Genomic DNA, 24,295 nt, shown 5'->3' on the forward strand with positions numbered 1-24,295 from the left:
CTCCATACTTGTCTGCCCTGCTGATCCGGCGGGGCGGACGCCCGAGGTAGAAATGACGAAAAGGGACCCCGCGCGCGGGGTCCCCGTGGAATCCTGTCTATCAGACGCGGCGACGCTTCGGCGGGCGGCAGCCGTTGTGCGCAATCGGGGTCACGTCCCGGATCGCGGTAATGTTGAACCCGGCGGCGGCGAGGGCGCGCAGGGCGCTCTCGCGGCCCGAGCCGGGGCCCTGCACCTCGACGTCGAGGGTCTTCATGCCGTGTTCCTGCGCTTTGCGGCCCGCATCCTCGGCAGCCATCTGGGCGGCATAAGGCGTGGACTTGCGCGACCCCTTGAAGCCCATGGTGCCGGCCGACGACCAGGAAATGGCGTTGCCCTGCACGTCGGAAATCAGGATCTTGGTGTTGTTGAAGCTGGAGTTCACATGGGCGACGCCAGCGGCGATGTTCTTGGAGACCTTCTTCTTGCCTCCGCGACGGGTATCTCGTGCCATCGGTCGCGTCCTCCCTTACTTCTTCTTGCCAGCGATGGGCTTTGCGGGGCCCTTGCGCGTGCGTGCGTTGGTGTGCGTGCGCTGACCGCGCACGGGGAGGTTGCGGCGATGGCGCAGGCCGCGGTAGCAACCAAGGTCCATCAGGCGCTTGACGTTCATCTGCACCTCGCGGCGCAGGTCGCCCTCGACGGTGTAGGTGCTGTCGATGTGTTCGCGGATCGAGAGGACCTCGGCATCCGACAGTTCGTTCACGCGACGGGTCTCGTCGATGTTGACGGCCTCGCAGATGGCCCTGGCCGAGCTGTGGCCGATTCCGGTGATGTAGGTGAGGGCGATCGGAACCCGCTTTGCAGTCGGGATGTTCACGCCGGCGATACGTGCCACGTTGTCTTTCCTTTCGTTGCGGTTCCGTAATGCCGGAACCTTTTTTCACAACTGAGGCCCGGAGCACTCCGCTGCCGGGCCCTAGCCTGGTCGAGGTGGTCTGCCCCGTCACGAGCACCGCTCGATTCGGAGCATGTCCCGCACGGGATGTTGCCGTCTAGGCGTGTGCGCGCGGATGGTCAACCCCCGTTCCGGCGGGCGACGCAGAGCCTAGCTTTCAACGGCTGCCTTGATCGCCCGGGCGACCTCGTCGATCTCGCCCAGCCCGTCCACGGTCGCCAGTTGGCCCTTCGCGTGGTAGTAACCAACCAGCGGACTGGTCTGCTTGTAGTAGGCCAGCAGCCGGGTCTTGAGGCTGTCCTCGTTGTCGTCGGCCCGGACCTGCCCGCCGGCCTTTGCGGTTTCGGCGGCCCGGCCGAGGATCCGTTGCACCAGGACATCGTCGTCCACCGACAGCGCGATCACGCGGTCGAGGCTTTGGCCCTGTTCCTGCAGCAGTGCACTCAGGGCGTCGGCCTGCGCCAGGGTGCGCGGGAAACCGTCGAAGATGAACCCGCCGTGGTCGCCCCCCGCTTCCAGTTTCTCGCGGATCAGGCCGATGACGATATCGTCGGTCACAAGATTGCCGGCGTCCATGACCGCGGCCACTTTCCGGCCCATCTCGGTGCCCGAGTTTCGCGCCTCGCGCAGCATGTCGCCTGTGGACAGCTGCACCATGTTGCGATCTTCCACGAGGATGCGGGCCTGGGTGCCCTTCCCCGCGCCGGGCGGTCCGAGAAGGATGAGATTCATTTGCGTGCCGGTCCCTTGTTGCGTTTCTTCGATCCGCGCTTGCCGCGCAGTTGCGATTTCTCGATCAGCCCTTCGTACTGGTGCGCCAGCAGGTGCGACTGGATCTGCTGGATCGTGTCCATGCCGACGCTGACGATGATCAGCACCGAGGTGCCGCCGAAGTAGAAGGGGATCGCCAGCTGGCTGCGCAGGATCTCGGGCAGGATGACGATCAACGCCAGATAGGCCGAGCCGAGCACAAGGATGCGGGTCAGCACGTAGTCGAGGTATTCCGCCGTACGCTTGCCGGGGCGGATACCGGGCACGAAGCCGTTCTGGTTCTTGAGGTTGTCGGCCACGTCATCGACCTTGAAGGCCACCTCCTTGGAATAGAAGAAGGTGAAAAACACCACCATGGCGACCATGAACAGCAGGTAGAGCGGCTGGCCCGGCCCGAAGTAGGCGAGGATCGTGGACATCACCGGCCCGGTCTGCCCGCCCGAGAAGGTACTCAGCGTGGTGGGCAGCAGCAGCAGCGCGCTGGCGAAGATCGCCGGGATGACGCCCGCCGGGTTCACCTTGATGGGCAGGTGGCTGGAGCCGCCGTCGAAGACCTTCATGCCAACCTGGCGGCGCGGGTACTGGATGTGGACCTTGCGCAGGGATCGTTCCATGAAGACGACGAACGCCAGCACCACGATCACCATAAGGATCACGCCGACGATCAGCCCCCAGTTTCCGGTGGATCGCCCCTGGGCGAGGAAGCTGGCCAGCGCCGAGGGGATCTCGGCGATGATGCCCACGAAGATGATCAGCGAAATGCCGTTGCCGATGCCGCGGGCGGTGATCTGCTCACCCAGCCACATCAGGAACATGGTTCCGCCGACCAGAGTGATGACACAGGCGGCACGGAAGAACAGGCCAGGGTCGGTGACAAGGTCGCCCGCCTCGAGGCTGGCCGCCATGCCGTAGGCCTGGAAGGTGGCCAGCACCACTGTGCCGTAGCGGGTATACTGGTTGATCTTCTTGCGGCCCTGCTCGCCCTCTTTCTTGAGCTGCTTTAGCGGCTCCCACATGGCCGACAGAAGCTGCACGATGATCGAGGCCGAGATATAGGGCATGATGCCCAGGGCAAAGATGCCCATCCGCCCCAGCGCACCGCCTGTGAACATGGACAGGATGCCGCCGATGCCGGCCTGCGCGTCCTCCATGAAGGATTGCAGCGCGATCGTGTCAATCCCCGGCACGGGGATGTAGGTGCCCAGCCGGTAGACGATCAGCAGACCGAGCGTGAAGAAGATGCGCTGGCGGAGCTCCTTGGCCTGGCCAATCGCCCCCCAGCTCATGTTCGATGCCATTTGTTCAGCAGCGGATGCCATGGATGCCCACCTGTATGCCCACCTGTTCAGACGAACGCCGCCGGACCGGTCTCCCGGGCGGCGGCGTCAGGAAACTTGGATCGAGATGTAAGGGGCGCGGCGCACCCCCACAACCCTTTACTCTGCCGCCGCCGCGGCTGTCAGGCTCACTTTGCCGCCAGCCTTCTCGACGGCCTCGACCGCGCCCTTCGAGGCACCGGTGACGTGCAGCGTGACCTTGGCGGTGATCTCGCCCTTGCCCAGCAGGCGGACGCCGTCGCGCTTGCGGCGGATGACACCGGCCTGCAGCAGGGTGTCCTCGGTCACCTCGGCGCTGGCGTCGAGCTTGCCCGCGTCGATGAATTTCTGGACCGTGCCCAGGTTGACCACCGCGAAGCTCTTGCGGTTGGGCTTGTTGAAGCCGCGCTTGGGCAGCCGCTGATAAAGCGGCATCTGGCCGCCCTCGTAGCCCTTGACGGCCACACCCGAGCGGGATTTCTGGCCCTTGAGGCCGCGCCCGCCGGTCTTGCCCTTGCCGGAGCCGGGGCCACGGCCGACGCGCAGGCGTTTCGTGGACGCGCCGTCATTGTCGCGCAGTTCGTGCAGTTTCATATCGCTTCTCCTTTGCCGGACGACCCTGCCGAAGCGATACGCAGGGGACACGGCGTTGCGGTCATGTGAGTCGGACCCAGAGGGCCACCGGGGGCGTATAGGGCCTGAGCGGTGGGCGATCAAGGGGCCGGGGTGGCTGACAGAAGAAAACGCCCCGGCCATTCCTGCCACCCGTCCCGAACCTCGCGCGGGATCAATCTTGCCATGAAAAGCGCAGAGCGGCGACGGTCTATGTAACCGTCCCGGACAGGACACTACGACATCTAACGCAGCGTCATCGCGATCTGTCCTTGTCATGCGCGTGAAATCACCACACGTACCGACGGTCGGTTTTTAAAAGGCTCTGCATCATGGCCAAGCATAACGCTTCCAAAGCGGTGCGTCAGAGAATGGCGCCGGACGAACGCCGGGAGGCGATCCTTGATGCTGCCCATGCCCTATTCATGGAGCTCGGGTGGGAGGCCGTGACCATCGCGGATGTCCTGGGGGCAGCCAACATTTCCAAAGGCGGGTTCTATCACCACTTCGCCGCCAAGGAGGATCTCCTGACCGGCATCGTTGCGCGCATGACCGAACAGGCCGTCGCCGCAATCGAAGCGTTGCCTGAGCGTAGCTCCGGTAACGCGCTCGCGCGGCTGAACGCCTTTCTGGCAAACTGGCTGCGCTGGAAGGCCGAGCACGCCGCCGAGATGCGGGCTTTTGCCGAAGTTCTCTTGCGGCCGGGCAACGACCTTCTCGCCCAGCGCGTGTTCGGCGCCACGGCCAAGGTCGTCGTGCCAGTACTTGAGGAGATGATTTCCGAAGGCGTGGAGGAAGGCGTCTTCGACGTGGCCGACCCGGGGCTCGTCGCCGAGATCGTCATCGGGCTGTCGCAGGGGCGACAGGCCGTCCTGAGCGACGCGATAGCCTTTGCCGCAGCGGGCGATATCGACGCGGGCACCGACCGCCTGGATGCAAGGATGCAGGCCGAGGGCCTGACCTGCGACCGGCTGCTCGGCCTGCCACCGGGCAGTGTCGCGCTGTCGAGCCCCGAGGATTACCGCCGGATGCTGGCCGGACTGGCCGGTTCCGACGGAAGACGCGCCGGAGCGAGTGCTTCGACGGAACGAAACCAAGCAAGAAAGAAAAATTGACATGCTGTCCGTGAAGGAATTGAAGCCGCGTATTTTCGAGATCAAGCTTTCGGGTTTCGTGGAGGCGTCGGATATCGAGACCATGAAGCGCGACCTGACGCCGGCGCTGGAGGCCGGGGGCAAGATGGGCCTCGTGCTGCGGATGGAGAACCTGGACGATGTGACCGGCGACGCGCTGATCGCCGATACCCGGTTCGAGATGTCGATGCTGCCGCAGTGGTCGAAGGTCGGCCGTGTTGCCGTTGTGACCGAGAAGCAGGCCTTCGAGGCGCTGCTGAACTGGTTCGATCCGATCCTGCCGATGATCGAGTTCCGAACCTTCGCGCCGTCAGACGCCTCCGCCGCCGAAATCTGGGCGGCCGATCTGCCCAAATCCGACGCGACAGGCCCCGGCCTGCGCATCCTCGAGGACGGCTCGGACGGCCTGCTGGTCTTCGAGATCGACGGCAAGCTGACCGAAGAAGATGCCGACCAAGTCTTCGACGCGTTCGACTGCGCCGTCGAGAAACAGGGCAAGATCAACCTCATGGTTCGGGTGAAGGATTACGAGGGCTTCGACCTCGGCCTGCTCGGCGGCGGCGATTTCCTGACATCGAAATTCGGTGCCATCGGCAATATCGGTCGCTATGCCGTCGTCGGCGCGCCCGGCTGGATGCGCACGATGGTGCAAAGCATGGGCCCGCTCTTGCAGTTCGGCATGCGTGCCTTCGATGCATCCGACGACGCCGCCGCACTCGAATGGGCGTCGGCCGGATAAAGAGATGGGTGCCGCCGCAAGAGATGTGGCGACACCACACACCCCAGAAACCTCGAGCGGCAAGGATGAGCATGTCAGAAGAAAAAGAAGAGCTGTCCTTTCGGGACGACAAGGGCGCCTCGCGCTCGACATGGATTGCCACGATCCTGGTGGTCGCGATTATCGGATGGATGGGCAGCGGTTATCTATTGCCATCCGGCGATCAGAGCGCCCCGCAATCCGACGACGCACCTGTCGAGCCCGTCGCTGTCGCGATCAAGCAATCCTCTACCGAGCCGGTGACGCTCTTTTTCCGGGCTGAGGGCCAGGCGCAGCCGGATCGCGACACGTCGCTTCGGGCCGAGGCATCAGGCGACGTGGCCGAAGTCCGTCTCGACGAAGGCGACGATGTTGACGATGGCGATGTCATCGCACGTCTTTCCGCAAAGCGGGCAGAGGCGGACCTGAATAGGGCTCGAGAGGAGCTTGACCGCGCACAGCGCGAGTTCGACAACGCGTCGGAGCTTCTGGAGCGCGGTGTCGCCACAGCCGACAGGGTCAGTCAGGCACGCGCAACGCTCGCCGCAGCGGAAGCCGCGGTTACGACCGCGGAAGAGGCGATCGAGTCCCTCGAAATCACGGCCCCCTTTGCGGGACGGATCGAGTCGCTGACACTTGATGCGGGCGAGTTCGTTCAAGCCGGTGCCGAGGTGGGTCGCATCGTGGACAACCGCCCCTTGACGGTTGCGATCCAGGTGCCGCAGCAGGCGCTTGGTCGGATCGAGAGCGGCCAGACCGCGACCGTCACCTTCATCACGGGCGAGGAGCGCGAAGGCAGGGTGAGCTTCGTCAGCACCGCCGCCAATTCCGAAACGCGAACATTCCTGACCAAAATCACCGTACCGAACGCGGATGGCTTCATTCCTGCGGGTATCTCCGCCGAGATCCGTATTCCGACAGGACAGGTCGAGGCGCATTTCGTGCAGCCCTCGACAATCTCCTTGAGTCCCGAGGGCCGCCTGGGCGTCAAGACGGTGGGAAAGGACGACAGGGTCGTGTTCCACCCGGTCGAGATCGTGCGTGCGGAAATCGATGGCCTCTGGGTCACCGGCATGCCCGAAACGTCCCGGATCATTACGGTCGGTCAGGGCTTCGTGAGCGAGGGCGAGGTGGTTGCGCCATCGCCGGCGTCGGACGGGCCTCGCACGCTCGCACGGGAGGACTGAGCCATGAACACCATCATCGACGCCGCCTTCTCGCGCGGCCGGGTCGTGCTGATGGCGCTTCTGTCGGTCCTCGCGGTCGGCGCCATCGCCTACGTCACGATCCCGAAAGAGGCCAACCCCGAGGTGCCACTGCCGCTGGTCTATGTTTCGACAGGCCTTGAGGGCATCAGCCCTGCCGACGCCGAGCGTCTTCTGATCGAACCCATGGAGGCGGAGTTCGCCGCCATCGAGGGGCTCGAGAAAATTGAGAGCCATTCCGCCGAGGGCGTGGCAAGCGTGCAACTCGAGTTCACGCCGGGCGGTGATATCGACGAAGCGCTTCGCAAAGTCCGAGAAGCCGCCGACAGCGTCGAAAGCGATCTTCCCGAAGACGCCTACGATCTGACGATTACAGAGATCAATACGGCCCTCTTCCCGATCATCACCGCCGTCATCTCCGGTCCCGTTCCCGAGCGGACCCTGAATGATCTGGCCGACGAGGCACAGGAAACCGTCGAGGGCCTGCCCGGCGTGCTCGAAGTCGACATTGGCGGCGCGCGCGATGAGTTCCTGGAAGTCCTGATCGATCCCACCGTCTTTCAGACCTACAATCTCAGCTTCGACGAATTGATCGGCCAGCTTCAACGCAACAACCGTCTGATCGCAGCCGGCGCCATCGAGACAGGCGGCGGCCGGATTGTCCTCAAGGTGCCCGGGCTGATCGAGGACCTTAAGGACGTCATGGAGATCCCGGTGAAGGTCCGCGGTGACACGGTCGTGACCTTCGAGGATGTGGCGACCGTCCGGCGCTCCTTCGAGGACCCGAGCGGCTATGCCCGGATCGATGGACAGCCTGCACTGGCGTTGGAGATAAAGAAGCGCTCCGGCGCGAACGTCATCGACACGGTCGCGGCGTCGAGGGAGGCCATCGACAGCTTGCGCGCAGACTGGCCCCAAAGTGTCCAAGTGACGTACCTTCAGGACCAGTCCGAGCAGGTCAAGACGCTGCTTTCCGACCTCGAGGCGAATGTCATCGCCGCGGTGCTTCTGGTGATGATCGTGATTGTGGCCGCCCTCGGGTTCCGGTCGGCGATCCTGGTGGGATTGGCTATCCCGGGGGCCTTCCTTGCGGGTGTGACCGCCCTCTGGGCGATGGGCTTCACGATGAACATCGTCGTGCTCTTTTCGCTGATCCTGGTTGTCGGCATGCTGGTCGACGGTGCCATCGTCACGGTGGAGCTTGCCGACAGGCGCCTGCAGGAAGGCGACGACCCAAAGACCGCCTATGCGCATGCCGCCAAGCGCATGGCCTGGCCGATCATCGCCGCGACCGCGACGACGCTCAGCGTCTTCTTTCCGCTGCTGTTCTGGACGGGGATGGTCGGCGAGTTCATGAAATTCCTACCAATCACGGTGATCCTGACGCTTTTCGCCTCACTCTTCATGGCGCTGATCTTTATTCCCGTCCTCGGCGGTCTGATCGGTAAACGTCAGCCCCAGAAGGCTGCAGCCAAGAAGTCCCTGGCCGAAGCGGAAAAGGGCGATCCGCGACGTATAGGCGGTCTTACCGGCATGTATGTCCGCCTGCTCGAATGGGCGATCCTGCGGCCGGGCGCCACCGCGCTTCTCGCGCTCGCTCTGTTGCTCGGCGCCTTCGGGCTCTATGGCCAGTTCGGCAAGGGATTGTCATTCTTCCCCTCGGTCGAGCCGGAGTTCATGCAGGTGCAGGTTCGCGCCCGCGACAACCTGTCGATCTACGAGCGGGACTCCCTCGTGCGCCAAGTCGAGCAGCGCCTGCTCGACTATGACGAGATCGCAACCGTCTATGCCCGCTCGACCATGAGCGCGGGCCAGGGCGACGAGGAGACGATCGGCACGCTTCAACTGGAACTCATCGATTGGGACATCCGGCGGCCGGCCGAAGAGATCGGTGCCGAAATCCGGCAGGACGTCTCGGACATCGCCGGCATCGACGTGCAGGTGCAGACCGAAAGCGGTGGCCCGACCAGCGGCAAGCCGGTCAATCTCAAGATTGCCGCACGGAATCCGGCCGTGCAGGCCGAGGGGGTCGAACAGGTGCGGGCGATCATGGATCGGATCGGCGGTTTCACCGACGTGACAGATACGCGTCCACTGCCCGGCGTCGAGGTGTCCATACGCGTCAATCGGGCCGAAGCGGCGCGCTACGGAGCGGACGTCAGCTTGCTTGGGCAGGCAGTGCAGCTGCTGACCCAAGGCATCGCTGTGGCCGATTACCGCCCGAGCGACGCCGACGGCGAGATGGATATCCGCGTCCGCTTCCCGGCCGAGGAACGATCCCTGTCCGAACTCGGCAACCTGCGTGTGCCGACCTCGGCCGGCCTGGTGCCCATCTCCAACTTCGTCACCTTCGAGCCGGTCGAGCGCACCGGCACGATCACCCGCATCGACGAGCAACGCGTCGTGACCATCGAGGCGAATGTCGCGCCGGGGCTGCTGGTCAACGATCAGGTTACGGAGCTTCAAACGGCCCTGGATAATGCCGAGCTTCCCGAGGGCGTGAGCTATAGCTTCGCAGGCGAGGCCGAGGACCAGACCGAGGCGATCACCTTCCTCGTCACCGCCTTTATCACCGCGATTATCCTCATGCTCGTCATTCTCGTTCTTCAGTTCAACAGCTTCTACCAGGCCTTCGTGGTCATGAGCGCCATCGTCTTTTCGGTCGCTGGCGTTCTTTTCGGTCTGATCATCACCGGGCGCCCCTTCGGCGTTGTGATGGGGGGCATCGGGATTATCGCCTTGGCCGGGATCGTGGTGAACAACAACATCGTCCTGATCGACACCTACAACGATCTGAAACGCGTGGGCATGTCCCCGCGCGAGGCAGCGTTAAGGACCGGGGCGCAGCGCCTGCGGCCGGTCATGTTGACCTCGGTCACCACGGCGCTCGGCCTGATGCCGATGGTCCTTGGTATGAACCTCAACTTCTTCACCCGCGAGATCGTCTTCGGTGCGCCGTCTACGCAATACTGGACCGAGCTTTCCAGCGCCATTGTGGGCGGCCTAACGGTCGCGACGCTGCTGACGCTGGTTTTGACGCCCGCCATGCTCATGCTCGGAGAGAAGCGGACGGCGCGGTCTCGAGGGGCGGCACTCGTCGCGGCGGAACCTGCAGAATAACGGGGCAATTATAACGTCCGCGTCGCCGCGCCCGGCTTACTCGCTTCGTTTGCGGCTGGTTATCCACAAGGCGGATCGACCCTATGACCGGGCGTACGCGTTTTTCTCTTGATACCGCTCGACCGCTCAAATCGCGCTCCGTGCTTGGTGCCCATATAGATCCAGGGGTGATATAGAATCCGATAGATGTCGGGTGGGTCTTGCTTGCCGTCCTTGCGCCTCGTGAAGACATCCATGCCGTGGCGCATGGCCAGCGTCATCCGCGCGCGCGAGCGCCGCGCCCCTGGCGGTAGATCAACAAACTCACCGTCCGAACCCTCCTTCGTCGATATGCCAACAATGACAGTATCGACCCAAGCATGCGCTGCCGATGCCGGAGCGGCCGAGCCCTTGCAGTGTGCTGCGGGAAAGGCTGGGCAGATTTCAGGTGTCCCGATATCAAGCTCGAACGCAAGGCGTTTGCTTCATCGGGTTGATGGGCGAACCTCCAACCTTGATCCCGTTGCAATTTCCAGATTCTTCCGGCGAAATCGACCTGATCCGAGACGTCACCGATGAGAAGTGGCTGCGCCCCGTACCGGCGATGAAGTCACTTCCACAGCCAGAATTAGCGGATGTCCTCAACCTTGATCGGCCCGCGCGCCAAGCCAAACCGCAACGCCGGCGTGACCCACTTGGCGTCCGTCTCGATGTAGGTCGTGTAGACCCTGAAAATCTCCAGATACCGGGCGACCCAGAGCCAGGCCCTAGACCGCTCGCGCGGCGGCATCACGACCAAGATGTTGGCCCTCACCGACGTGCTTGGAAACCTTGCCGATTTCCGCCTGCTGCCGGGGCAGGCGCACGACCTCCGCGCGGTGCCGGAACTGATCGAGGAACTTGCCGCCGATCACCTGCTTGCCGACCGTGCCTTCGAAGCCGACTGGCTGCGCGCCAACCTCGACGAACGGAACATCACCCCTGTCATCCCACCGAAATCCAACCGCCGCTTTCCTGCCGATTTCGATACGGACACCTGCAAATGGCGGCACTTGATCGAGAATTACTTCGGAAAAATCAATGAAAACAGAGGCATCTCCGTGTGCTCGTGCAAGACGGACCAAAGCTTCCAAGCCTTCATCTCACTCGCCGTAACACTTGTTCACCTTAAATGAACGTCAACAGGCCGTAGTCCACCCGTGAGAGCGCCTCGACCCCGAAGTTCGGATATCCGGGCGTCCTGCACGCATTCACCTGAAGGTCGCCATGCGGCGGCGGAATACGATAGTCTCCGCCGGCATCTCAATATCTTGTGTTCCCCGATTTTCGACCCACTCCGCGCTCACGATAATATCTTCGCGCGGGGACAAGCTCCGGGCAATGTGCTAACGCATTGCCCAGAACCATATTTATGGGGCGTGTTCCAGTATCGTTCTCACTGGAGCCACTCTAAAGTGAACGGCCGGGCTATTCGTGAACGGGGCGCCGTCTTCTGTCTCCGAGCGCGGCCTCAGCCGCGCTCTTCGACAATCTCGACCATGTGCGGGATCTTGGCGATCATGCCGCGGACGGCGGGGGTGTCCTCCAGCTCGCGGGTCTTGTGCATCTTGTTCAGGCCCAGCCCGACGAGGGTCGCGCGCTGGTCGCGCGGACGGCGGATGGGCGAGCCGATCTGCTTGATGACAATGGTTTTCTGCGCCATGGATCAGGCCTCCTCGGCAATCTGGGTCTGCGGATCGCCGTAGTCGGGCGCCTCGTCCCGGCTGGGCAGGATCTGGGTGACCTTCTTGCCACGCCGCTGCGCCACGTTGCGCGGGCTCTGCTGGAACTGCAGCGCGTTCAGCGTGGCGTGGATCATGTTGTAGGGGTTCTGGGTGCCGACCGACTTGGCGACGACGTCCTGAACGCCCAGCATCTCGAAGACGGCGCGCATCGGGCCACCGGCAATGATCCCGGTCCCCTGCGGCGCGGTGCGCAGCACGACCTTGCCGGCCCCGTGGTGGCCGAAGCCGTCGTGGTGCAGGGTGCGACCCTCGCGCAGCGGCACGCGGATCATCTTGCGCTTGGCGGCTTCAGTGGCCTTGCGGATGGCCTCGGGGACCTCCTTGGCCTTTCCCTTGCCGAAGCCGACGCGGCCCTTCTGGTCGCCCACGACGACGAGCGCGGCAAAGCCGAATCGCTTGCCCCCCTTCACAGTCTTGGACACACGGTTGATCGCAACAAGGCGATCGGCGAATTCCGGGGTCTCGTCGCGGTCGCGACCTTTTCCGCGGTTCTGCTGGTCTCGAGCCATCTGGCTTCCTCTCGGTCTGGCGCGACGGCGCGCCTTGCATTTCGCTCAATCCTGGTGCCGGTGCGTCCCGCCAGGGACGATGCAGGCCCGGATCATCGGGGGGGCGTGCCCCGCCCCCCGCAACTGTCAGATCTTCAGGCCACCCTCGCGGGCGGCATCGGCCACTGCCTTGACCTTGCCGTGGAACAGAAACCCGCCACGGTCGAAGTAGGCCTCGCTCACGCCGACCTTTTTCGCGCGCTCGGCGATCACCGAGCCCACTTTCGTGGCCACCTCAACGTTGTTCTTGCCGGCTCCGCCCATTTCCTTCTCCATCGAGGAGGCCGAAGCGAGGGTAACGCCGTTCACGTCGTCGATCAGCTGGGCGCTGATGTTCTTGTTAGAGCGGTGAATGCTCAGCCGCGGACGGCCCGAGTTCATCTTGCGAAGCTTGTTCCGGACGCGCAGGCGGCGCTTCTGGAACAGTTGTCTCTTGCTGTTTGCCATCTGTCGCGTCCTTACTTCTTCTTGCCTTCCTTGCGGAAGATATACTCGTCGGCGTACTTGATGCCCTTGCCCTTGTAGGGTTCGGGGATGCGCCATTCGCGGATGTTCGCGGCCACCTGGCCGACCTGCTGCTGGTCGGCGCCCTCGACGACCACGACGGTCGGCTTGGGTGCGGTGACGGTGACGCCCTCGGGCACCTCGAAGTTCACGTCGTGGCTGTAGCCGAGATTCAGCTTGAGCACGTCGCCCTGCATCTGCGCCCGGTAGCCGACGCCGCTGACCTCGAGCTCCTTCTTGAAGCCGTCGGTCACGCCGGTCACGCAGTTCTGCACCATGGTCCGCGACATGCCCCACTGCTGGCGGGCGCGCTTGGAGGGGCCGCGCGGCTCGACCGACACGGCGTTATCGTCCACCGTCAGGGTGACGTCGTCGGTTGCCGTGAAGCTGCGGGTGCCCTTGGGGCCGGTCACTTCTATGGTCTGGCCGGAGACAGTGGCGCTCACGCCGCCGGGCAGCTCGACCGGTCTTTTACCAATACGAGACATGATCTGATCTCCTTAAAAGACCTGGCAAAGCACCTCGCCGCCGACCTTGGCAGCGCGGGCGTTTGCATCCGACATCACGCCCTTGGACGTGCTGACAATCGACACGCCAAGGCCCTGACGGACCTGGGGAATGTCCTTGGCACCCATGTAGACACGGCGGCCGGGTGTGGACACACGGGCAAGCTCGCGAATGACAGGGGTGCCCTCGTAGTACTTGAGGCTGATCTCGAAGGCGGGGTGGCCCTTGGCTTCGGTCTTTTCATAGCCGCGGATGTAGCCTTCGTCGGCCAGCACATCCAGCACCCAGGCGCGCAGCTTGGAGGCCGGGGTGGACACCGTCGACTTTCCGCGCAGCTGGCCGTTGCGGATACGGGTCAGCATATCACCGATAGGATCGTTCATGACTGTCCCTCCTTACCAGCTCGACTTGACCAGGCCCGGGATCTGCCCGTCGGACCCGAGGTCCCGAAGCGCGATCCGGCTGATCTTCAGCTTGCGATGATAGGCGTGCGGACGCCCGGTCAGCTGGCAGCGGTTGTGAAGCCGGGTGGGCGAACTGTTGCGCGGCAGCTTGGCAAGCGCGAGCCGCGCCTTGAAACGCTCTTCCATGGGCTTGGATTCATCGTTGGCGGTTTCCTTGAGAGCGGCGCGCTTGGCGGCGAATTTCTCGACCATCTTCTGGCGCTTGGTCTCGCGGGCGATCATGGATTTCTTGGCCATCGTATACGTCCCTCAGCTGTTGAAAGGCATGTTGAAATGCTTCAACAGCGCTTTGGCTTCTGCATCGGTCTTGGCGGTGGTGGCGATGACGATATCAAGCCCCCAGACCTCGTCGACCTTGTCGAAGTTGATTTCCGGGAACACGATGTGTTCCTTCAGGCCGGTGGCGTAGTTGCCACTGCCGTCGAACGACGTGCCCGAGACCCCGCGGAAGTCGCGGATGCGCGGCATCGCCACGGTGATCAGACGGTCGAGGAAATCATACATGCGGTCGCCGCGCAGGGTCACCTTGGCACCCAACGGCATGCCTTCGCGGACACGAAAGCCGGCGATGGATTTCTTGGCCTTGGTGATGACGGCCTGCTGGCCGGCGATCGCGGTAAGGTCGTCCTGCGCCGCCTTGGCCTTTTTCGAGTCCTTCACCGCTTCGGCCCCGCAGCCGATGTTGAGGACGATCTTGTCCAGGCGCGGGATTTCCATGTCGTTGCCGTAGCCGAATTCTTCCTTCATGGCAGCACGGATGCTGTCATTGAACTGGGCGCGCAGGCGCGGGGTATAGGTCGTGGTGTCCAGCATCAGATGACATCCCCCGTGGTCTTGGCAAAGCGGACCTTCTTGTCGCCGTCCATCTTGAACCCGACGCGGGTCGGCTTGCCGTTCTTGTCGACGATGGCCAGGTTGCTTAGCTGGATCGGCGCCGGCTTGGGCGTCCGGCCGCCCTGGCTGGCCTGGCTCTGCTTCTCGTGGCGGATGGCGATGTTCACGCCGTCGACCACGGCCTTGCCGGCCTTGGGATCAACCGATGTGATCTCGCCGGTCTTGCCCTTGTCCTTGCCGGCCAGGACCATGACCTTGTCGCCGGTCTTGAGTTTCGCAGCCATCACAGCACCTCCGGGGCGAGCGAGATGATCTTCATGAAGCTCTTGCCGCGCAGTTCGCGAACCACCGGCCCGAAAATACGGGTGCCGACAGGTTCTTCGTTGTTGTTGAGGATGACGGCGGCATTGCGGTCGAAGCGGATCGCGGTCCCGTCCTCGCGGCGGACTTCCTTGGCGGTGCGCACGACGACGGCCTTGCGGACGTCGCCCTTTTTCACGCGGCCGCGCGGAATGGCCTCTTTGACGGAGACGACGATGATGTCGCCGACTGATGCGTAACGGCGGTGCGAGCCACCGAGGACCTTGATGCACTGCACCCGGCGCGCGCCGGAGTTGTCAGCGACATCCAGATTGGTCTGCATCTGGATCATGTGGTTTCTCCCGACCTTTGGGGGGCGTCATTGCCTGTTCCCCAGGGTTTCGCTCAAACCGGGATGTGACCGCCCTAGGTGGCGATCACCTCCCAGCGTTTCGTCTTGGATTTGGGCGCGCATTCCTGGATGCGAACCTTGTCGCCGACCTTGAACTGGTCGGCCTCGTCGTGGGCCCGGTATTTCTTGGACTTGCGGACGGTTTTCTGCAGCAGCGGGTGCTTGAAGCGACGCTCGACCGAAACGGTGACGGTCTGGGCGTTCTGGTCGCTGGTGACGGTGCCTTGAAGGATACGCTTGGGCATGTCTTACGCCTCCTGCGCGGCAGCCGCCGCTTTCTCGTTCAGAATTGTCTTGACCCGGGCGGCGTCGCGCTTGACGGCGCGCATGCGGGCGGTGTTCTCCAGTTGGCCGGTGGCCTGCTGGAAGCGGAGGTTGAAGGCCTCCTTTTTCAGGTTGGCAAGTTGATCCCGAAGCTGATCGGGGGTCTTGTCACGAAGTTCCTTGGCGTCCATCGCCCTTGTCCTTTCCAACATCACCGAGGGGCCCCTTGCGGGTCACCCACAGATTCGGTGGAGCTCGTGTAGAAGTGCGCCGTATAGGGGCGATTTCCGGCTCTGGCAACCCCTTTGTCGTGCACGGCGAAAATGCCCCTCGCGGGCCGATCGCGGCTGGGCTATCAGGGCGGCATGGCCGATATAAGATCCCTCTTCGTGACCCGCCTCTATCACGCCCGCCTGTCCGAGTATGGCGCCCCCGTCGATGCGCAGGAACTGGAGGCGTCGTGCTATTCGATCGCCGAGGATGACGCCGCCGGCCAGGCCTGGTGCGAACGCGAAGGCTATCCCGGCTATACCTCCTACGCCTCGCTGGGCGACCTGCCCTGGCGCTTCCCGATCTTTCAGCAGGTCGTCGACAGCCTTGACCGGCACGTCATGGCCTTTGCCGAGGATCTGGAGTTCGACCTGGACGGGCGCGGTCTGGTGCTCGAGGATATCTGGATCAACATCCTGCCCGAGGGCGGCACCCATGCCAGCCACATCCACCCGCATTCGGTGATCTCGGGCACGACCTACGTGGCCATGCCCGACGGGGCCTCGGCGCTCAAGCTGGAAGACCCGCGGTCGGCCCGACTGATGGCCGCGCCCCCGCGCCGCAAGGACGCGCGCGAGGCGTTGCGCACCTTCGTCTACGTCGCGCCGCAGGTCGGCGACGTCCTGATGTGGGAAAGCTGGCTGCGCCACGAGGTGCCCATGACCATGGCCGAGGACGAGCGGATTTCCGTCAGTTTCAATTACAAATGGGCGTAATTTCCGCCCCTGGCCGAAAGGCCTTCGAAACCCTTGCCGCCGTAGATCGGACCTATGTCCAGTGATCGGAGGCGGCCAGAATGGCTTGGCGCGTATTGGGGCTGTGTCTGGCCTGTCTGGCCACGCCGGCAGTGGCGGAGTTGCAGTCGCTCTTTCCTCGACAGGACGGGGCGGCGGCGCCCGCCGCGCCAGCCAGCCCGTTCCCCGGGGCCGAGGCCGGATTGTTCCGCGCCGTGGTGCGCCAACCGGCCCCCGCCCCGCCGGGCCGGGAGCATACGCGGATCGACCGCCTGCTGGCCCTGATCGCCCGGGCCGAGGCCGGCCCCGCCGACTACGATGCCGTTCAGCACGGGGCCCGCGTGCCACCGCCCCGGCCACCCACCGACCTGACCCTCGGCCAGATCGACGCCTGGATCGCGGCCACACCCGGCCAGCCCCATGCCATCGGGCGCTACCAGTTCATCCCTGACACGCTACGCAGACTGGTCCGGGCCGAGGGTTTGCCGCGACAGACCGTTTTCGCCCCCGGCGTGCAGGACCGCCTCGCCATGATTCTGCTGCAAGAGGCGGGGCTGGCGGATTTCCGCGACGGCACCCTGCCCCGCGCAGATTTCATGCACAACCTCGCCCGCATCTGGGCCGGACTGCCCCTGCCCGACGGGCGCTCCTACTACGAGGGCCATGCGGGCAATAGCGCCACCATGACCTGGGCCGATTTCGAGGGCACGATGCGAGAGATCTGGCCGGAGGCGGGTTGACGGAGGACACGCGGGCGAGGCGACCCCTCGGTTCGTGGGTCATGACGGGGACATGCCCGGGTCGGCCAAGGCGCAGGCCGTCTGCTAGCCCTTAGGGCAACTGCCAAGGCAGGGCGCCCCCGCCGCCAGACGTCGTGCCAAGCGAGACAGGCACGACGGTGCGCCCCGACCGTCTTGCCCACATAGACCCGCTTGGCATCGCGGCGGGCCAGTTCCAAAACATCCGGATCGACCAGCCGATCATGGAAGGTCACGTCAGCTTCCTGCAGGTGTTCGACGGCGCGCAGTGTCAACAGATCGCGCGCGCCCGGCTCGGCCCCGACCAGCGAGACATGGCCGCCCTGTACATCTCGCGGTGGGCCACCGCGGGCGATCGCGGCCTTGATATCGCGCGCGACGGCGCGTTCCTTGCCGCGGGCTCAGGCGGCGCGCGGGGCGCGCTTGAACACCCAGCCCCAGAAGGCGCGGCGCCTCTGCCGTGGCACGCGGGCGCTGACGTCAGCGCGAAGGCGTCGGGCCAGTGCCGCCAGGCCGCCGAGGTTGCCCGGCAACATGCGCTCCAGCCGCGTCTTGATCTTACGGGTCAGAACCGGGGCCGTGCCTTCGCTACCGATGACGACGACGACGGGGTCGCGGTCGACCAGCGCGGGCGTGGTCACGTCGCACAAGTCGGGTTGATCCACCACGTTGACAGGGCAGCACGCGGCCCGGGTCAGCCCGTCCACAACGTAGGCCGACACGCCCGCCTCGATCGCCATTTGCGCCAGTCCGCCCGCGTCGCCCGAGACGAACATGGCCACTGGGCGTTCCAGAGGACCCGACGCCAGGGTCAGTTCCTCCATCATGCCGCGCGTGCGATTATCGATGTCGATCAGCACGATGTCCGGCGCATGCGCCGCGATACGGCGCGCCAGCCCGCTGGAATTGTCGATCGCGATCGCGTCGCAGACATGCGCGTCCTTCAGCGCATCGACGATCGCGATGGCCCGCGCACGATCTTCCTCAACGATGACGACGGAGAGCCTGGTGGGCATGTCTTTTGAGTGAAACCGCAACCGCGCCAGGGCAAGCCTGTCTGGGCAAATTGCACATGGTCCCTCGCGCCCCGGCCGGTCTTTGAAGCAGGCTGCCCATTACGCGGTCAGTTTTGAACGAAACACGATCCGGGCGCCGCTTCGGGCGATGCTGTCCCGGTGCCGCCCGGATAACGGTTCAGGGCGCCGCCGCGATGGCGTCCGCCAGCACCCTGGCCATAACCGCAGAACCCTTGACCGACGGATGCACCCGGTCGGCGTCGTAAAGGGACAGGTCGGCCGGATCGATCGCCCGACGCACCGGCACCAGGGTCACGCCGGATAGCCCGTCCAGCCGCTCGGCTAACGCCCGAAGATGCGGGATACAGCCGGAAAACGCGTTGCCACCGACGGGCGGGTCGGCATAGCCCAGCACAAAGACCTGCGTGCCGTCGGCCACGACGTCCCCGAGAAAGTCGCCGAGCGTGCCCTGCCCGTCCTCGGTCACCAACGCCTCGGCCGCCTCGGCGCAGCCCGCGCGGCACCCGCACCCCGTGCCGATATCATTGCCGCCACCCGTCATGACAAGGATATCGGGGCGGTCACCACCCAGTTGCGCCCGGATGTCGAGCCCTGCCATGCGGTCCCAGAATCCGGTGCTGATCCGCGCCCCGGCGAGGGACCGGTCATCGACCGGAAGTCCCAATTCCCGCGACAGCTGGGCCGGGACGGACTGCGCGCCGTTCCAGTCCATGATACTGTCGCCAATGGCGATGATGTCCTGCGCCTGCACCGGCGCTGTGAGCAGGACGGATAGAGCCAGTGCGGCAAAGCGCAGGATCATGTGAGACTCCGGTCGGCAAACACCCTCGGGTCAGTATCGCACAATCTGACCGGACAATGTGACAGTCACGCATCAACACGGCCCGACGCGCGCCATTATCGGGCGGCGGCTGGCGCCAACGAGACACCCTGACGTTTGCGGATTTCGATGTCACGGCGCGACCACGGCCGGAGGACGGGCCAAGAAAAACCCCCGCCGGTGTCCCGGCGGGGGCGGAAATTTTTTACCGAGTACGGCTGCACGCCGCGAAACGGGTTTCGCGGGTTACCAGTCCTCGCGGGCGACGGTGCGCGTCTTGACCGGCAGTTTCATCGCGGCCAGGCGCAGGGCCTCGCGCGCGATGGAGTCGCTGACGCCGTCGATCTCGAACATCACGCGGCCAGGCTTGACCTTGCAGACCCAGCGATCGACCGAGCCCTTGCCCTTGCCCATGCGGACCTCGATCGGCTTGGCCGAGACCGGCGTGTCGGGAAAGATGCGGATCCAGACGCGACCCTGACGCTTCATGTGGCGCGTCATGGCACGGCGGGCGGCCTCGATCTGGCGGGCGCTGACGCGCTGGGGTTCCACCGCCTTGAGCCCGAAGGTGCCGAAGTTCAGGTCGGAGCCGCCCTTGGCCTCGCCGCGAATGCGGCCCTTGTGCATCTTGCGGAATTTCGTGCGCTTTGGCTGAAGCATGTCTCAGATCTCCCTAACGACGGCCGCCGGCGCCGCGCGGGGCGGGGCCGTCTTGCAGCTCTTGTTGCTTGCGATCGCGCGCGGAGGGGTCGTGCTCCATGATCTCGCCCTTGAAGATCCAGACCTTGATCCCGATGATGCCGTAGGGCGTCGCGGCTTCGCTGCCGGCATAGTCGATGTCGGCCCGCAGGGTGTGAAGCGGCACGCTGCCCTCGTGGTAGTATTCCGTCCGCGCGATCTCGGCCCCGCCGAGGCGCCCGGCCATGTTCACGCGGATGCCGAGGGCGCCCATGCGCATAGCGTTCTGAACGGCGCGCTTGAGCGCACGGCGGAACGAGACACGACGCTCGAGTTGCTGGGCGATGTTCTCGCCCACGAGTTGCGCGTCAAGCTCGGGCTTGCGCACCTCGACGATGTTGAGGTGCAGTTCGCTGGCCGTCATCGTGGCGAGCTTCTTGCGCAGCGTCTCGATGTCCGCGCCCTTCTTGCCGATGATGACGCCGGGGCGCGCGGTGTGGATCGTCACGCGGCACTTCTTGTGCGGCCGCTCGATGATGACGCGGGCGACACCGGCCTGCTTGCACTCGGCCTTGATGAACTCGCGGATTTTGATGTCCTCGAGCAGCAGGTTGCCATAGTCCTTGGTGTCGGCATACCAGCGGCTGTCCCAGGTGCGGTTGACCTGGAGGCGCATTCCGACGGGATTGACCTTGTTACCCATTAGGCTTGCTCCTCAACTTGACGCACCTTGATGGTGATTTCCGCGAACGGCTTCAGGATACGGCCGAACCGGCCACGCGCGCGCGGGCGACCGCGCTTCATGGTCAGGTTCTTGCCGACGAAGGCCTCGGCGACCACCAGTTCGTCCACGTCGAGATTGTGATTGTTCTCGGCGTTGGCGATGGCGGACTGAAGGCATTTCTTGACGTCCTCGGCGACCCGCTTCCTTGAGAAGGTCAGGTCGTTGAGGGCCGTCTCGACCTTCTTGCCGCGGATCATGCCGGCGACGAGGTTGAGTTTCTGCGGGCTGGTGCGAAGCATGCGCGTTTTCGCCATCGCTTCGTTCTCGGCCACGCGGCGGGGGTTCTTGTCCTGGCCCATGACTATTTCCGCTTCGATTTCTTGTCGGCCATGTGCCCGTAGTAGGTACGGGTCGGCGAATATTCACCGAACTTCTGACCGATCATGTCTTCGGTTACGTTCACGGGAACGTGCTTGCGGCCGTTGTAGACGCCGAACGTCAGGCCCACGAACTGGGGCAGGATCGTCGAGCGGCGCGACCAGATCTTGATAACGTCGTTGCGGCCGGATTCGCGGGCAGCTTCAGCCTTCTTGAGCACGAAGCTGTCGACGAACGGGCCTTTCCATACAGAGCGAGCCATGTCCTAGCGCCCTTTCTTCTTGGCGTGACGCGAGCGCAGGATCATGCGCTGCGACGCCTTGTTGGTGTTGCGGGTGCGCTTGCCCTTGGTGGGCTGGCCCCAGGGCGTGACGGGGTGGCGACCGCCTGATGTCCGCCCCTCGCCACCGCCGTGGGGGTGGTCGATGGGGTTCATCACGACACCACGCACCGAGGGCCGCTTGCCCAGGTGGCGGTTGCGCCCGGCCTTGCCGATGTTCTGGTTGGTCTTGTCGGGGTTCGAGACGGCCCCGACGGTGGCCTTGCATTCCTGCCGGACCATCCGAAGCTCGCCCGAGGACAGCCGGATCTGGGCGTAACCACCATCACGGCCGACGAACTGCGCATAGGTACCCGCCGCCCGCGCGATCTGGCCGCCCTTGCCGGGCTTGAGCTCGATGTTGTGGACGATCGTGCCAATCGGCATGCCGCTGAAGGGCATGGCGTTGCCCGGCTTGATGTCGGCCTTGGCGCTGGCGATCACCTTGTCGCCGACGGCCATGCGCTGCGGCGCGAGGATATAGGCCTGTTCGCCGTCGGTGTACTGAATCAGGGCGATGAAGGCAGTGCGGTTGGGGTCGTATTCGATGCGCACGACGACGGCGTCGACGTCGAACTTGTTGCGCTTGAAATCCACGATCCGGTAGAGGCGCTTGGCCCCGCCGCCGCGCCGACGCGCGGTAATCCGTCCGGTGTTGTTCCGTCCGCCCTTCTTGGCCAAACCCTCGGTGAGGGCCTTGGCCGGGCGGCCTTTCCAAAGCTCCGAACGGTCGATCAGAACCAGCCCACGCTGGCCCGGCGAAGTCGGATTGTACGACTTGAGTGCCATGTTTACTGACTTTCCGTTGCTTTGCGGCCCGTTCAGGGGCCTATGGTCTAAAGGGCCCCGAAGGTCCCCGGTTCGATGGCGGCGGCGCTGCGCCCTCTTGCGAAGATGCCAGGCCCCGGACGTGACCGGGGCCTGACGGATGGTGCCGCGTATTAGAGGCCCGTGGTCACGTCAATGGTGTTGCCCTCTTCGAGGGTCACATAGGCCTTCTTGACGTCATTGCGGCGGCCGGGCTGGCCGCGGAACCGCTTGGCCTTGCCCTTGGTGATGGTGGTGTTCACCGCCTTGACCTTCACACCGAAGAGGCTTTCGACCGCCTCCTTGATCTGCGGCTTGTTGGCACCGATCGCCACCTCGAAGACCACCGCCCCGGCTTCCGAGGCCATGGTGGACTTCTCGGTGATCACCGGCTTGCGGATCACGTCGTAATGTTCTGCCTTGGCACTCATTTCAGGCGAGCCTCCAGAGCTTCGACACCCGCCTTGGTCAGCACCAGCGTGTCCGACTTGAGGATGTCGTAGACGTTGGCGCCCACCGAGGGCAGCACGTCCAGGTTGGTGAGGTTGCGCGCGGCGCGGGCGAACCCGTCGTTCACCTGCGTCCCGTCGATGACCAGCGCCCGCTTCCAGCCCAGGGCATTGACCTGTTTGGCCAGCGCGGCGGTCTTGCCGTCGGCCTCGGCTGCGTCCAGCACGACCAGTTCGCCGGCCTTCACCTTGGCCGACAGGGCGTGCTTGAGGCCCAGCTTGCGGAACTTCTTCGTCAGCTCGTGGCCGTGGCTGCGCGGTGTCGGCCCCTTGTAGATACCGCCCTTGCGGAAGATCGGCGCGTTGCGATCGCCGTGGCGGGCGCCACCGGTGCCCTTCTGGCGATAGATTTTCTTGCTGGAATAGCTGGTTTCCGAGCGGGTCTTGACCTTGTGCGTGCCGGCCTGCGCGTTGTTGCGCTGCCAGCGCACAACGCGGTGCAGGATGTCGGCGCGCGGTTCGAGACCGAAAACCTCGTCGGACAGTTCCACGGAGCCGGCCTTGTCGCCGTCCAGTTTGATCGCGTCAGCTTTCATCGGATTCGCCTCCTTCCGGCGCGGAGTCTTCGGCTTCGGCAGCCTCCATGGCGGCCTGTTCGGCCTCGGCGGCGGCCTGCGCGGCGGCTTCTTCCTCGGCCGCGGCCTGTGCGGCGGCTTCCTCGGCCAGTCGTTCGGCCTCGCGCGCGGCAGACTTGAGCGCGGCGGGGAATATCACGTTCTCGGGCATCGGCTTCTTGACCGCGTCCTTGATCGTGACCCAGCTGCCCTTGGAGCCAGGCACCGCGCCCTTGACCATGATCAGGCCCCGGTCAGTGTCGGTCTTGACCACCTGCAGGTTCTGCGTGGTGACCTTGGCCGCCCCCATGTGGCCGGCCATCTTCTTGCCCTTGAACACCTTGCCGGGGTCCTGACACTGGCCGGTCGACCCGTGGGCGCGGTGAGCGATGGACACGCCGTGCGTCGCCTCGAGGCCGCGGAAATTGTGCCGCTTCATGCCGCCGGCGAACCCCTTGCCGATCGAGGTGCCGGACACGTCGACAAACTGCCCCTCGAAGTAGTGGCTGGCGATGATCTCCTCGCCCACGCTGATCAGGTTGTCGGGATCGACGCGGAATTCGGCGACCTTCCGCTTGGGCTCGACCTTGGCCTTCGCGAAATGACCGCGCATCGGCGCGGTTGTCCGCTTGGCCTTGGCGGCACCGGCGCCGAGCTGAACGGCGCTGTAGCCGTCCTTGTCGGCCGTGCGCTGGGCCACAACCTGCAGATTGTCGAGCCGAAGGACGGTCACCGGAACCTGCCGCCCGTCCTCCTGGAAGATGCGGGTCATCCCGACCTTCTTTGCGATAACACCAGAGCGCAACATGTCTGATCGCCCCCCTTAAACCTTGATCTCGACATCCACGCCGGCCGCGAGGTCGAGCTTCATCAGCGCGTCCACGGTCTGCGGGGTCGGGTCCACGATATCGAGCAGGCGCTTGTGCGTGCGGATCTCGAACTGGTCGCGGGATTTCTTGTCAACGTGAGGTCCCCGCAGAACGGTGAACTTCTCGCTTTTGTTCGGAAGCGGGATCGGCCCCCGGACCGACGCACCGGTGCGCTTGGCCGTGCTGACGATTTCCTGGGTGCTTGAGTCCAGCACGCGGTAATCGAAGGCCTTGAGCCGGATGCGGATATTTTGGCTTTGAACTGCCATTTTCGCGCCCTCTTAGGCTGAGGATTGAGAGGTGGAGCCCACGGGATTGCGCCCCCACATCGAACCCTGAATTTCAGGGGGGCGGGCGCGTCGGCCCACCCCGGTCTTTCCGCGTCCGCGAC

36 protein-coding genes are annotated in these 24,295 nt (G+C 64.6%); 7 read left to right on the forward strand and 29 right to left on the reverse strand.

Translation table 11 applies throughout. The features are described 5' to 3' along the window. Positions 1 to 100: 100 nt before the first annotated feature. From rpsK to rplO, 5 genes are all read right to left on the reverse strand, one after another. Positions 101 to 493 (reverse strand): 30S ribosomal protein S11, encoded by a 393-nt coding sequence (rpsK, locus tag BU124_RS11005; protein WP_084863632.1) that lies wholly within the window; start codon positions 491 to 493, stop codon positions 101 to 103. Positions 494 to 508: 15 nt separating this feature from the next. Next, on the reverse strand, positions 509 to 877 hold the full coding sequence (gene rpsM / locus BU124_RS11010; RefSeq protein WP_084863633.1) for a 30S ribosomal protein S13: 369 nt from the start codon (positions 875 to 877) through the stop codon (positions 509 to 511). A 210-nt stretch (positions 878 to 1,087) separates the two neighbouring features. Further along, the gene (locus BU124_RS11015; RefSeq protein ID WP_084863634.1) at positions 1,088 to 1,669 is read right to left on the reverse strand and encodes an adenylate kinase; all 582 of its coding nucleotides are present in this window, start codon (positions 1,667 to 1,669) and stop codon (positions 1,088 to 1,090) included. Then, positions 1,666 to 3,006, reverse strand: a complete 1,341-nt coding sequence (gene secY / locus BU124_RS11020) for a preprotein translocase subunit SecY (RefSeq protein ID WP_084863635.1) — start codon at positions 3,004 to 3,006, stop codon at positions 1,666 to 1,668. Before secY ends, BU124_RS11015 begins: the two co-directional genes overlap by 4 nt. Positions 3,007 to 3,144: 138 nt before the next feature. After that, positions 3,145 to 3,618, reverse strand: coding sequence for a 50S ribosomal protein L15 (gene rplO / locus BU124_RS11025; RefSeq protein WP_084863636.1), 474 nt, complete (start codon positions 3,616 to 3,618; stop codon positions 3,145 to 3,147). Positions 3,619 to 3,968: 350 nt separating this feature from the next. Between rplO and BU124_RS11030 the strand changes: the two genes are divergently transcribed. The 4 genes from BU124_RS11030 to BU124_RS11045 all read left to right on the forward strand — a co-directional run bounded on the left by BU124_RS11030 (position 3,969) and on the right by BU124_RS11045 (position 9,851). Next, entirely contained in the window at positions 3,969 to 4,751 is a 783-nt protein-coding gene (locus tag BU124_RS11030) for a TetR/AcrR family transcriptional regulator (protein ID WP_245831675.1), read from the forward strand. A gap of 1 nt (position 4,752) precedes the next feature. Then, positions 4,753 to 5,508, forward strand: coding sequence for a SpoIIAA family protein (locus BU124_RS11035; protein WP_084863638.1), 756 nt, complete (start codon positions 4,753 to 4,755; stop codon positions 5,506 to 5,508). Between the two features lie 71 nt (positions 5,509 to 5,579). Continuing rightward, a complete protein-coding gene (locus BU124_RS11040; RefSeq protein WP_342743739.1) occupies positions 5,580 to 6,713 on the forward strand; it encodes an efflux RND transporter periplasmic adaptor subunit in 1,134 nt (377 codons plus the stop codon). Positions 6,714 to 6,716: 3 nt separating this feature from the next. Further along, complete coding sequence (locus BU124_RS11045) at positions 6,717 to 9,851, forward strand: efflux RND transporter permease subunit (RefSeq protein ID WP_084863640.1); 3,135 nt, start codon at positions 6,717 to 6,719, stop codon at positions 9,849 to 9,851. Between the two features lie 607 nt (positions 9,852 to 10,458). On the opposite strand, the gene BU124_RS14790 is transcribed toward BU124_RS11045, so the two are convergent. Further along, entirely contained in the window at positions 10,459 to 10,620 is a 162-nt protein-coding gene (locus BU124_RS14790) for a hypothetical protein (RefSeq protein ID WP_179141904.1), read from the reverse strand. Between the two features lie 13 nt (positions 10,621 to 10,633). Here BU124_RS14790 and BU124_RS11050 point away from each other — a divergent pair, with 13 nt between their 5' ends. Further along, positions 10,634 to 11,005 (forward strand): transposase, encoded by a 372-nt coding sequence (locus BU124_RS11050; RefSeq protein WP_245831676.1) that lies wholly within the window; start codon positions 10,634 to 10,636, stop codon positions 11,003 to 11,005. Positions 11,006 to 11,340: 335 nt separating this feature from the next. Here the strand turns inward: BU124_RS11050 and rpmD are convergent, their stop codons facing one another. The 11 genes from rpmD to rpmC all read right to left on the reverse strand — a co-directional run bounded on the left by rpmD (position 11,341) and on the right by rpmC (position 15,638). Next, entirely contained in the window at positions 11,341 to 11,532 is a 192-nt protein-coding gene (gene rpmD, locus BU124_RS11055) for a 50S ribosomal protein L30 (protein WP_084863642.1), read from the reverse strand. Between the two features lie 3 nt (positions 11,533 to 11,535). Further along, on the reverse strand, positions 11,536 to 12,123 hold the full coding sequence (gene rpsE / locus BU124_RS11060) for a 30S ribosomal protein S5 (protein WP_084863643.1): 588 nt from the start codon (positions 12,121 to 12,123) through the stop codon (positions 11,536 to 11,538). 126 nt (positions 12,124 to 12,249) lie between these two features. Further along, positions 12,250 to 12,609, reverse strand: a complete 360-nt coding sequence (gene rplR, locus BU124_RS11065) for a 50S ribosomal protein L18 (RefSeq protein WP_084863644.1) — start codon at positions 12,607 to 12,609, stop codon at positions 12,250 to 12,252. Positions 12,610 to 12,620: 11 nt separating this feature from the next. Further along, positions 12,621 to 13,154 carry a 50S ribosomal protein L6 gene (gene rplF / locus BU124_RS11070; RefSeq protein ID WP_084863645.1) on the reverse strand — a complete coding sequence of 178 codons (534 nt, stop codon included), beginning with the start codon at positions 13,152 to 13,154 and terminating at the stop codon, positions 12,621 to 12,623. 12 nt (positions 13,155 to 13,166) lie between these two features. Further along, the gene (gene rpsH / locus BU124_RS11075; protein ID WP_084863646.1) at positions 13,167 to 13,556 is read right to left on the reverse strand and encodes a 30S ribosomal protein S8; all 390 of its coding nucleotides are present in this window, start codon (positions 13,554 to 13,556) and stop codon (positions 13,167 to 13,169) included. A gap of 12 nt (positions 13,557 to 13,568) precedes the next feature. Beyond that, complete coding sequence (gene rpsN / locus BU124_RS11080) at positions 13,569 to 13,874, reverse strand: 30S ribosomal protein S14 (RefSeq protein ID WP_084863647.1); 306 nt, start codon at positions 13,872 to 13,874, stop codon at positions 13,569 to 13,571. 12 nt (positions 13,875 to 13,886) lie between these two features. Then, positions 13,887 to 14,450, reverse strand: coding sequence for a 50S ribosomal protein L5 (gene rplE / locus BU124_RS11085; RefSeq protein WP_084863648.1), 564 nt, complete (start codon positions 14,448 to 14,450; stop codon positions 13,887 to 13,889). Beyond that, the gene (gene rplX, locus BU124_RS11090; protein WP_084863649.1) at positions 14,450 to 14,755 is read right to left on the reverse strand and encodes a 50S ribosomal protein L24; all 306 of its coding nucleotides are present in this window, start codon (positions 14,753 to 14,755) and stop codon (positions 14,450 to 14,452) included. The genes rplE and rplX overlap by 1 nt, the downstream gene beginning before the upstream one ends. Then, positions 14,755 to 15,123, reverse strand: a complete 369-nt coding sequence (rplN, locus tag BU124_RS11095; protein ID WP_084863650.1) for a 50S ribosomal protein L14 — start codon at positions 15,121 to 15,123, stop codon at positions 14,755 to 14,757. The genes rplX and rplN overlap by 1 nt, the downstream gene beginning before the upstream one ends. Positions 15,124 to 15,197: 74 nt before the next feature. Continuing rightward, a complete protein-coding gene (gene rpsQ, locus BU124_RS11100; RefSeq protein WP_084863651.1) occupies positions 15,198 to 15,428 on the reverse strand; it encodes a 30S ribosomal protein S17 in 231 nt (76 codons plus the stop codon). A 3-nt stretch (positions 15,429 to 15,431) separates the two neighbouring features. Continuing rightward, positions 15,432 to 15,638: a 50S ribosomal protein L29 gene (gene rpmC, locus BU124_RS11105; RefSeq protein WP_084863652.1), complete on the reverse strand. Its 207-nt coding sequence runs from the start codon at positions 15,636 to 15,638 to the stop codon at positions 15,432 to 15,434. A 174-nt stretch (positions 15,639 to 15,812) separates the two neighbouring features. Here rpmC and BU124_RS11110 point away from each other — a divergent pair, with 174 nt between their 5' ends. Both BU124_RS11110 and BU124_RS11115 read left to right on the forward strand, forming a co-directional pair. After that, a complete protein-coding gene (locus BU124_RS11110; RefSeq protein WP_084863667.1) occupies positions 15,813 to 16,433 on the forward strand; it encodes a TIGR02466 family protein in 621 nt (206 codons plus the stop codon). A gap of 80 nt (positions 16,434 to 16,513) precedes the next feature. Beyond that, a complete protein-coding gene (locus tag BU124_RS11115) occupies positions 16,514 to 17,191 on the forward strand; it encodes a lysozyme family protein (RefSeq protein WP_084863653.1) in 678 nt (225 codons plus the stop codon). Here the strand turns inward: BU124_RS11115 and BU124_RS15160 are convergent. The 12 genes from BU124_RS15160 to rpsJ form a co-directional block, all read right to left on the reverse strand. Further along, positions 17,104 to 17,577, reverse strand: a complete 474-nt coding sequence (locus BU124_RS15160) for an SAM-dependent methyltransferase (RefSeq protein WP_342743741.1) — start codon at positions 17,575 to 17,577, stop codon at positions 17,104 to 17,106. The two genes, BU124_RS11115 and BU124_RS15160, sit on opposite strands and share 88 nt — an antisense overlap. 33 nt (positions 17,578 to 17,610) lie before the next feature. Beyond that, a complete protein-coding gene (locus BU124_RS15165; protein WP_342743740.1) occupies positions 17,611 to 18,225 on the reverse strand; it encodes a hypothetical protein in 615 nt (204 codons plus the stop codon). Between the two features lie 178 nt (positions 18,226 to 18,403). Beyond that, the gene (locus BU124_RS11125; RefSeq protein ID WP_084863654.1) at positions 18,404 to 19,048 is read right to left on the reverse strand and encodes an SGNH/GDSL hydrolase family protein; all 645 of its coding nucleotides are present in this window, start codon (positions 19,046 to 19,048) and stop codon (positions 18,404 to 18,406) included. 264 nt (positions 19,049 to 19,312) lie between these two features. After that, entirely contained in the window at positions 19,313 to 19,726 is a 414-nt protein-coding gene (rplP, locus tag BU124_RS11130; RefSeq protein ID WP_084863655.1) for a 50S ribosomal protein L16, read from the reverse strand. A gap of 13 nt (positions 19,727 to 19,739) precedes the next feature. Continuing rightward, on the reverse strand, positions 19,740 to 20,447 hold the full coding sequence (rpsC, locus tag BU124_RS11135; protein WP_084863656.1) for a 30S ribosomal protein S3: 708 nt from the start codon (positions 20,445 to 20,447) through the stop codon (positions 19,740 to 19,742). Further along, entirely contained in the window at positions 20,447 to 20,827 is a 381-nt protein-coding gene (gene rplV, locus BU124_RS11140) for a 50S ribosomal protein L22 (protein ID WP_084863657.1), read from the reverse strand. The genes rpsC and rplV overlap by 1 nt, the downstream gene beginning before the upstream one ends. A 2-nt stretch (positions 20,828 to 20,829) precedes the next feature. After that, complete coding sequence (rpsS, locus tag BU124_RS11145) at positions 20,830 to 21,108, reverse strand: 30S ribosomal protein S19 (protein ID WP_084863658.1); 279 nt, start codon at positions 21,106 to 21,108, stop codon at positions 20,830 to 20,832. Between the two features lie 3 nt (positions 21,109 to 21,111). Next, a complete protein-coding gene (gene rplB / locus BU124_RS11150) occupies positions 21,112 to 21,954 on the reverse strand; it encodes a 50S ribosomal protein L2 (RefSeq protein ID WP_084863659.1) in 843 nt (280 codons plus the stop codon). A 152-nt stretch (positions 21,955 to 22,106) separates the two neighbouring features. Beyond that, positions 22,107 to 22,403 (reverse strand): 50S ribosomal protein L23, encoded by a 297-nt coding sequence (locus BU124_RS11155; protein WP_084863660.1) that lies wholly within the window; start codon positions 22,401 to 22,403, stop codon positions 22,107 to 22,109. Then, on the reverse strand, positions 22,400 to 23,017 hold the full coding sequence (rplD, locus tag BU124_RS11160) for a 50S ribosomal protein L4 (RefSeq protein WP_084863661.1): 618 nt from the start codon (positions 23,015 to 23,017) through the stop codon (positions 22,400 to 22,402). The genes BU124_RS11155 and rplD overlap by 4 nt, the downstream gene beginning before the upstream one ends. Then, on the reverse strand, positions 23,007 to 23,843 hold the full coding sequence (rplC, locus tag BU124_RS11165) for a 50S ribosomal protein L3 (protein WP_084863662.1): 837 nt from the start codon (positions 23,841 to 23,843) through the stop codon (positions 23,007 to 23,009). The genes rplD and rplC overlap by 11 nt, the downstream gene beginning before the upstream one ends. Before the next feature lie 15 nt (positions 23,844 to 23,858). Next, positions 23,859 to 24,173, reverse strand: a complete 315-nt coding sequence (gene rpsJ, locus BU124_RS11170; protein ID WP_084863663.1) for a 30S ribosomal protein S10 — start codon at positions 24,171 to 24,173, stop codon at positions 23,859 to 23,861. Between the last annotated feature and the right edge of the window lie 122 nt (positions 24,174 to 24,295).

It is taken from the genome of Salibaculum halophilum, from assembly GCF_002094885.1.
In the GTDB taxonomy this organism is placed as follows: domain Bacteria; phylum Pseudomonadota; class Alphaproteobacteria; order Rhodobacterales; family Rhodobacteraceae; genus Salibaculum; species Salibaculum halophilum.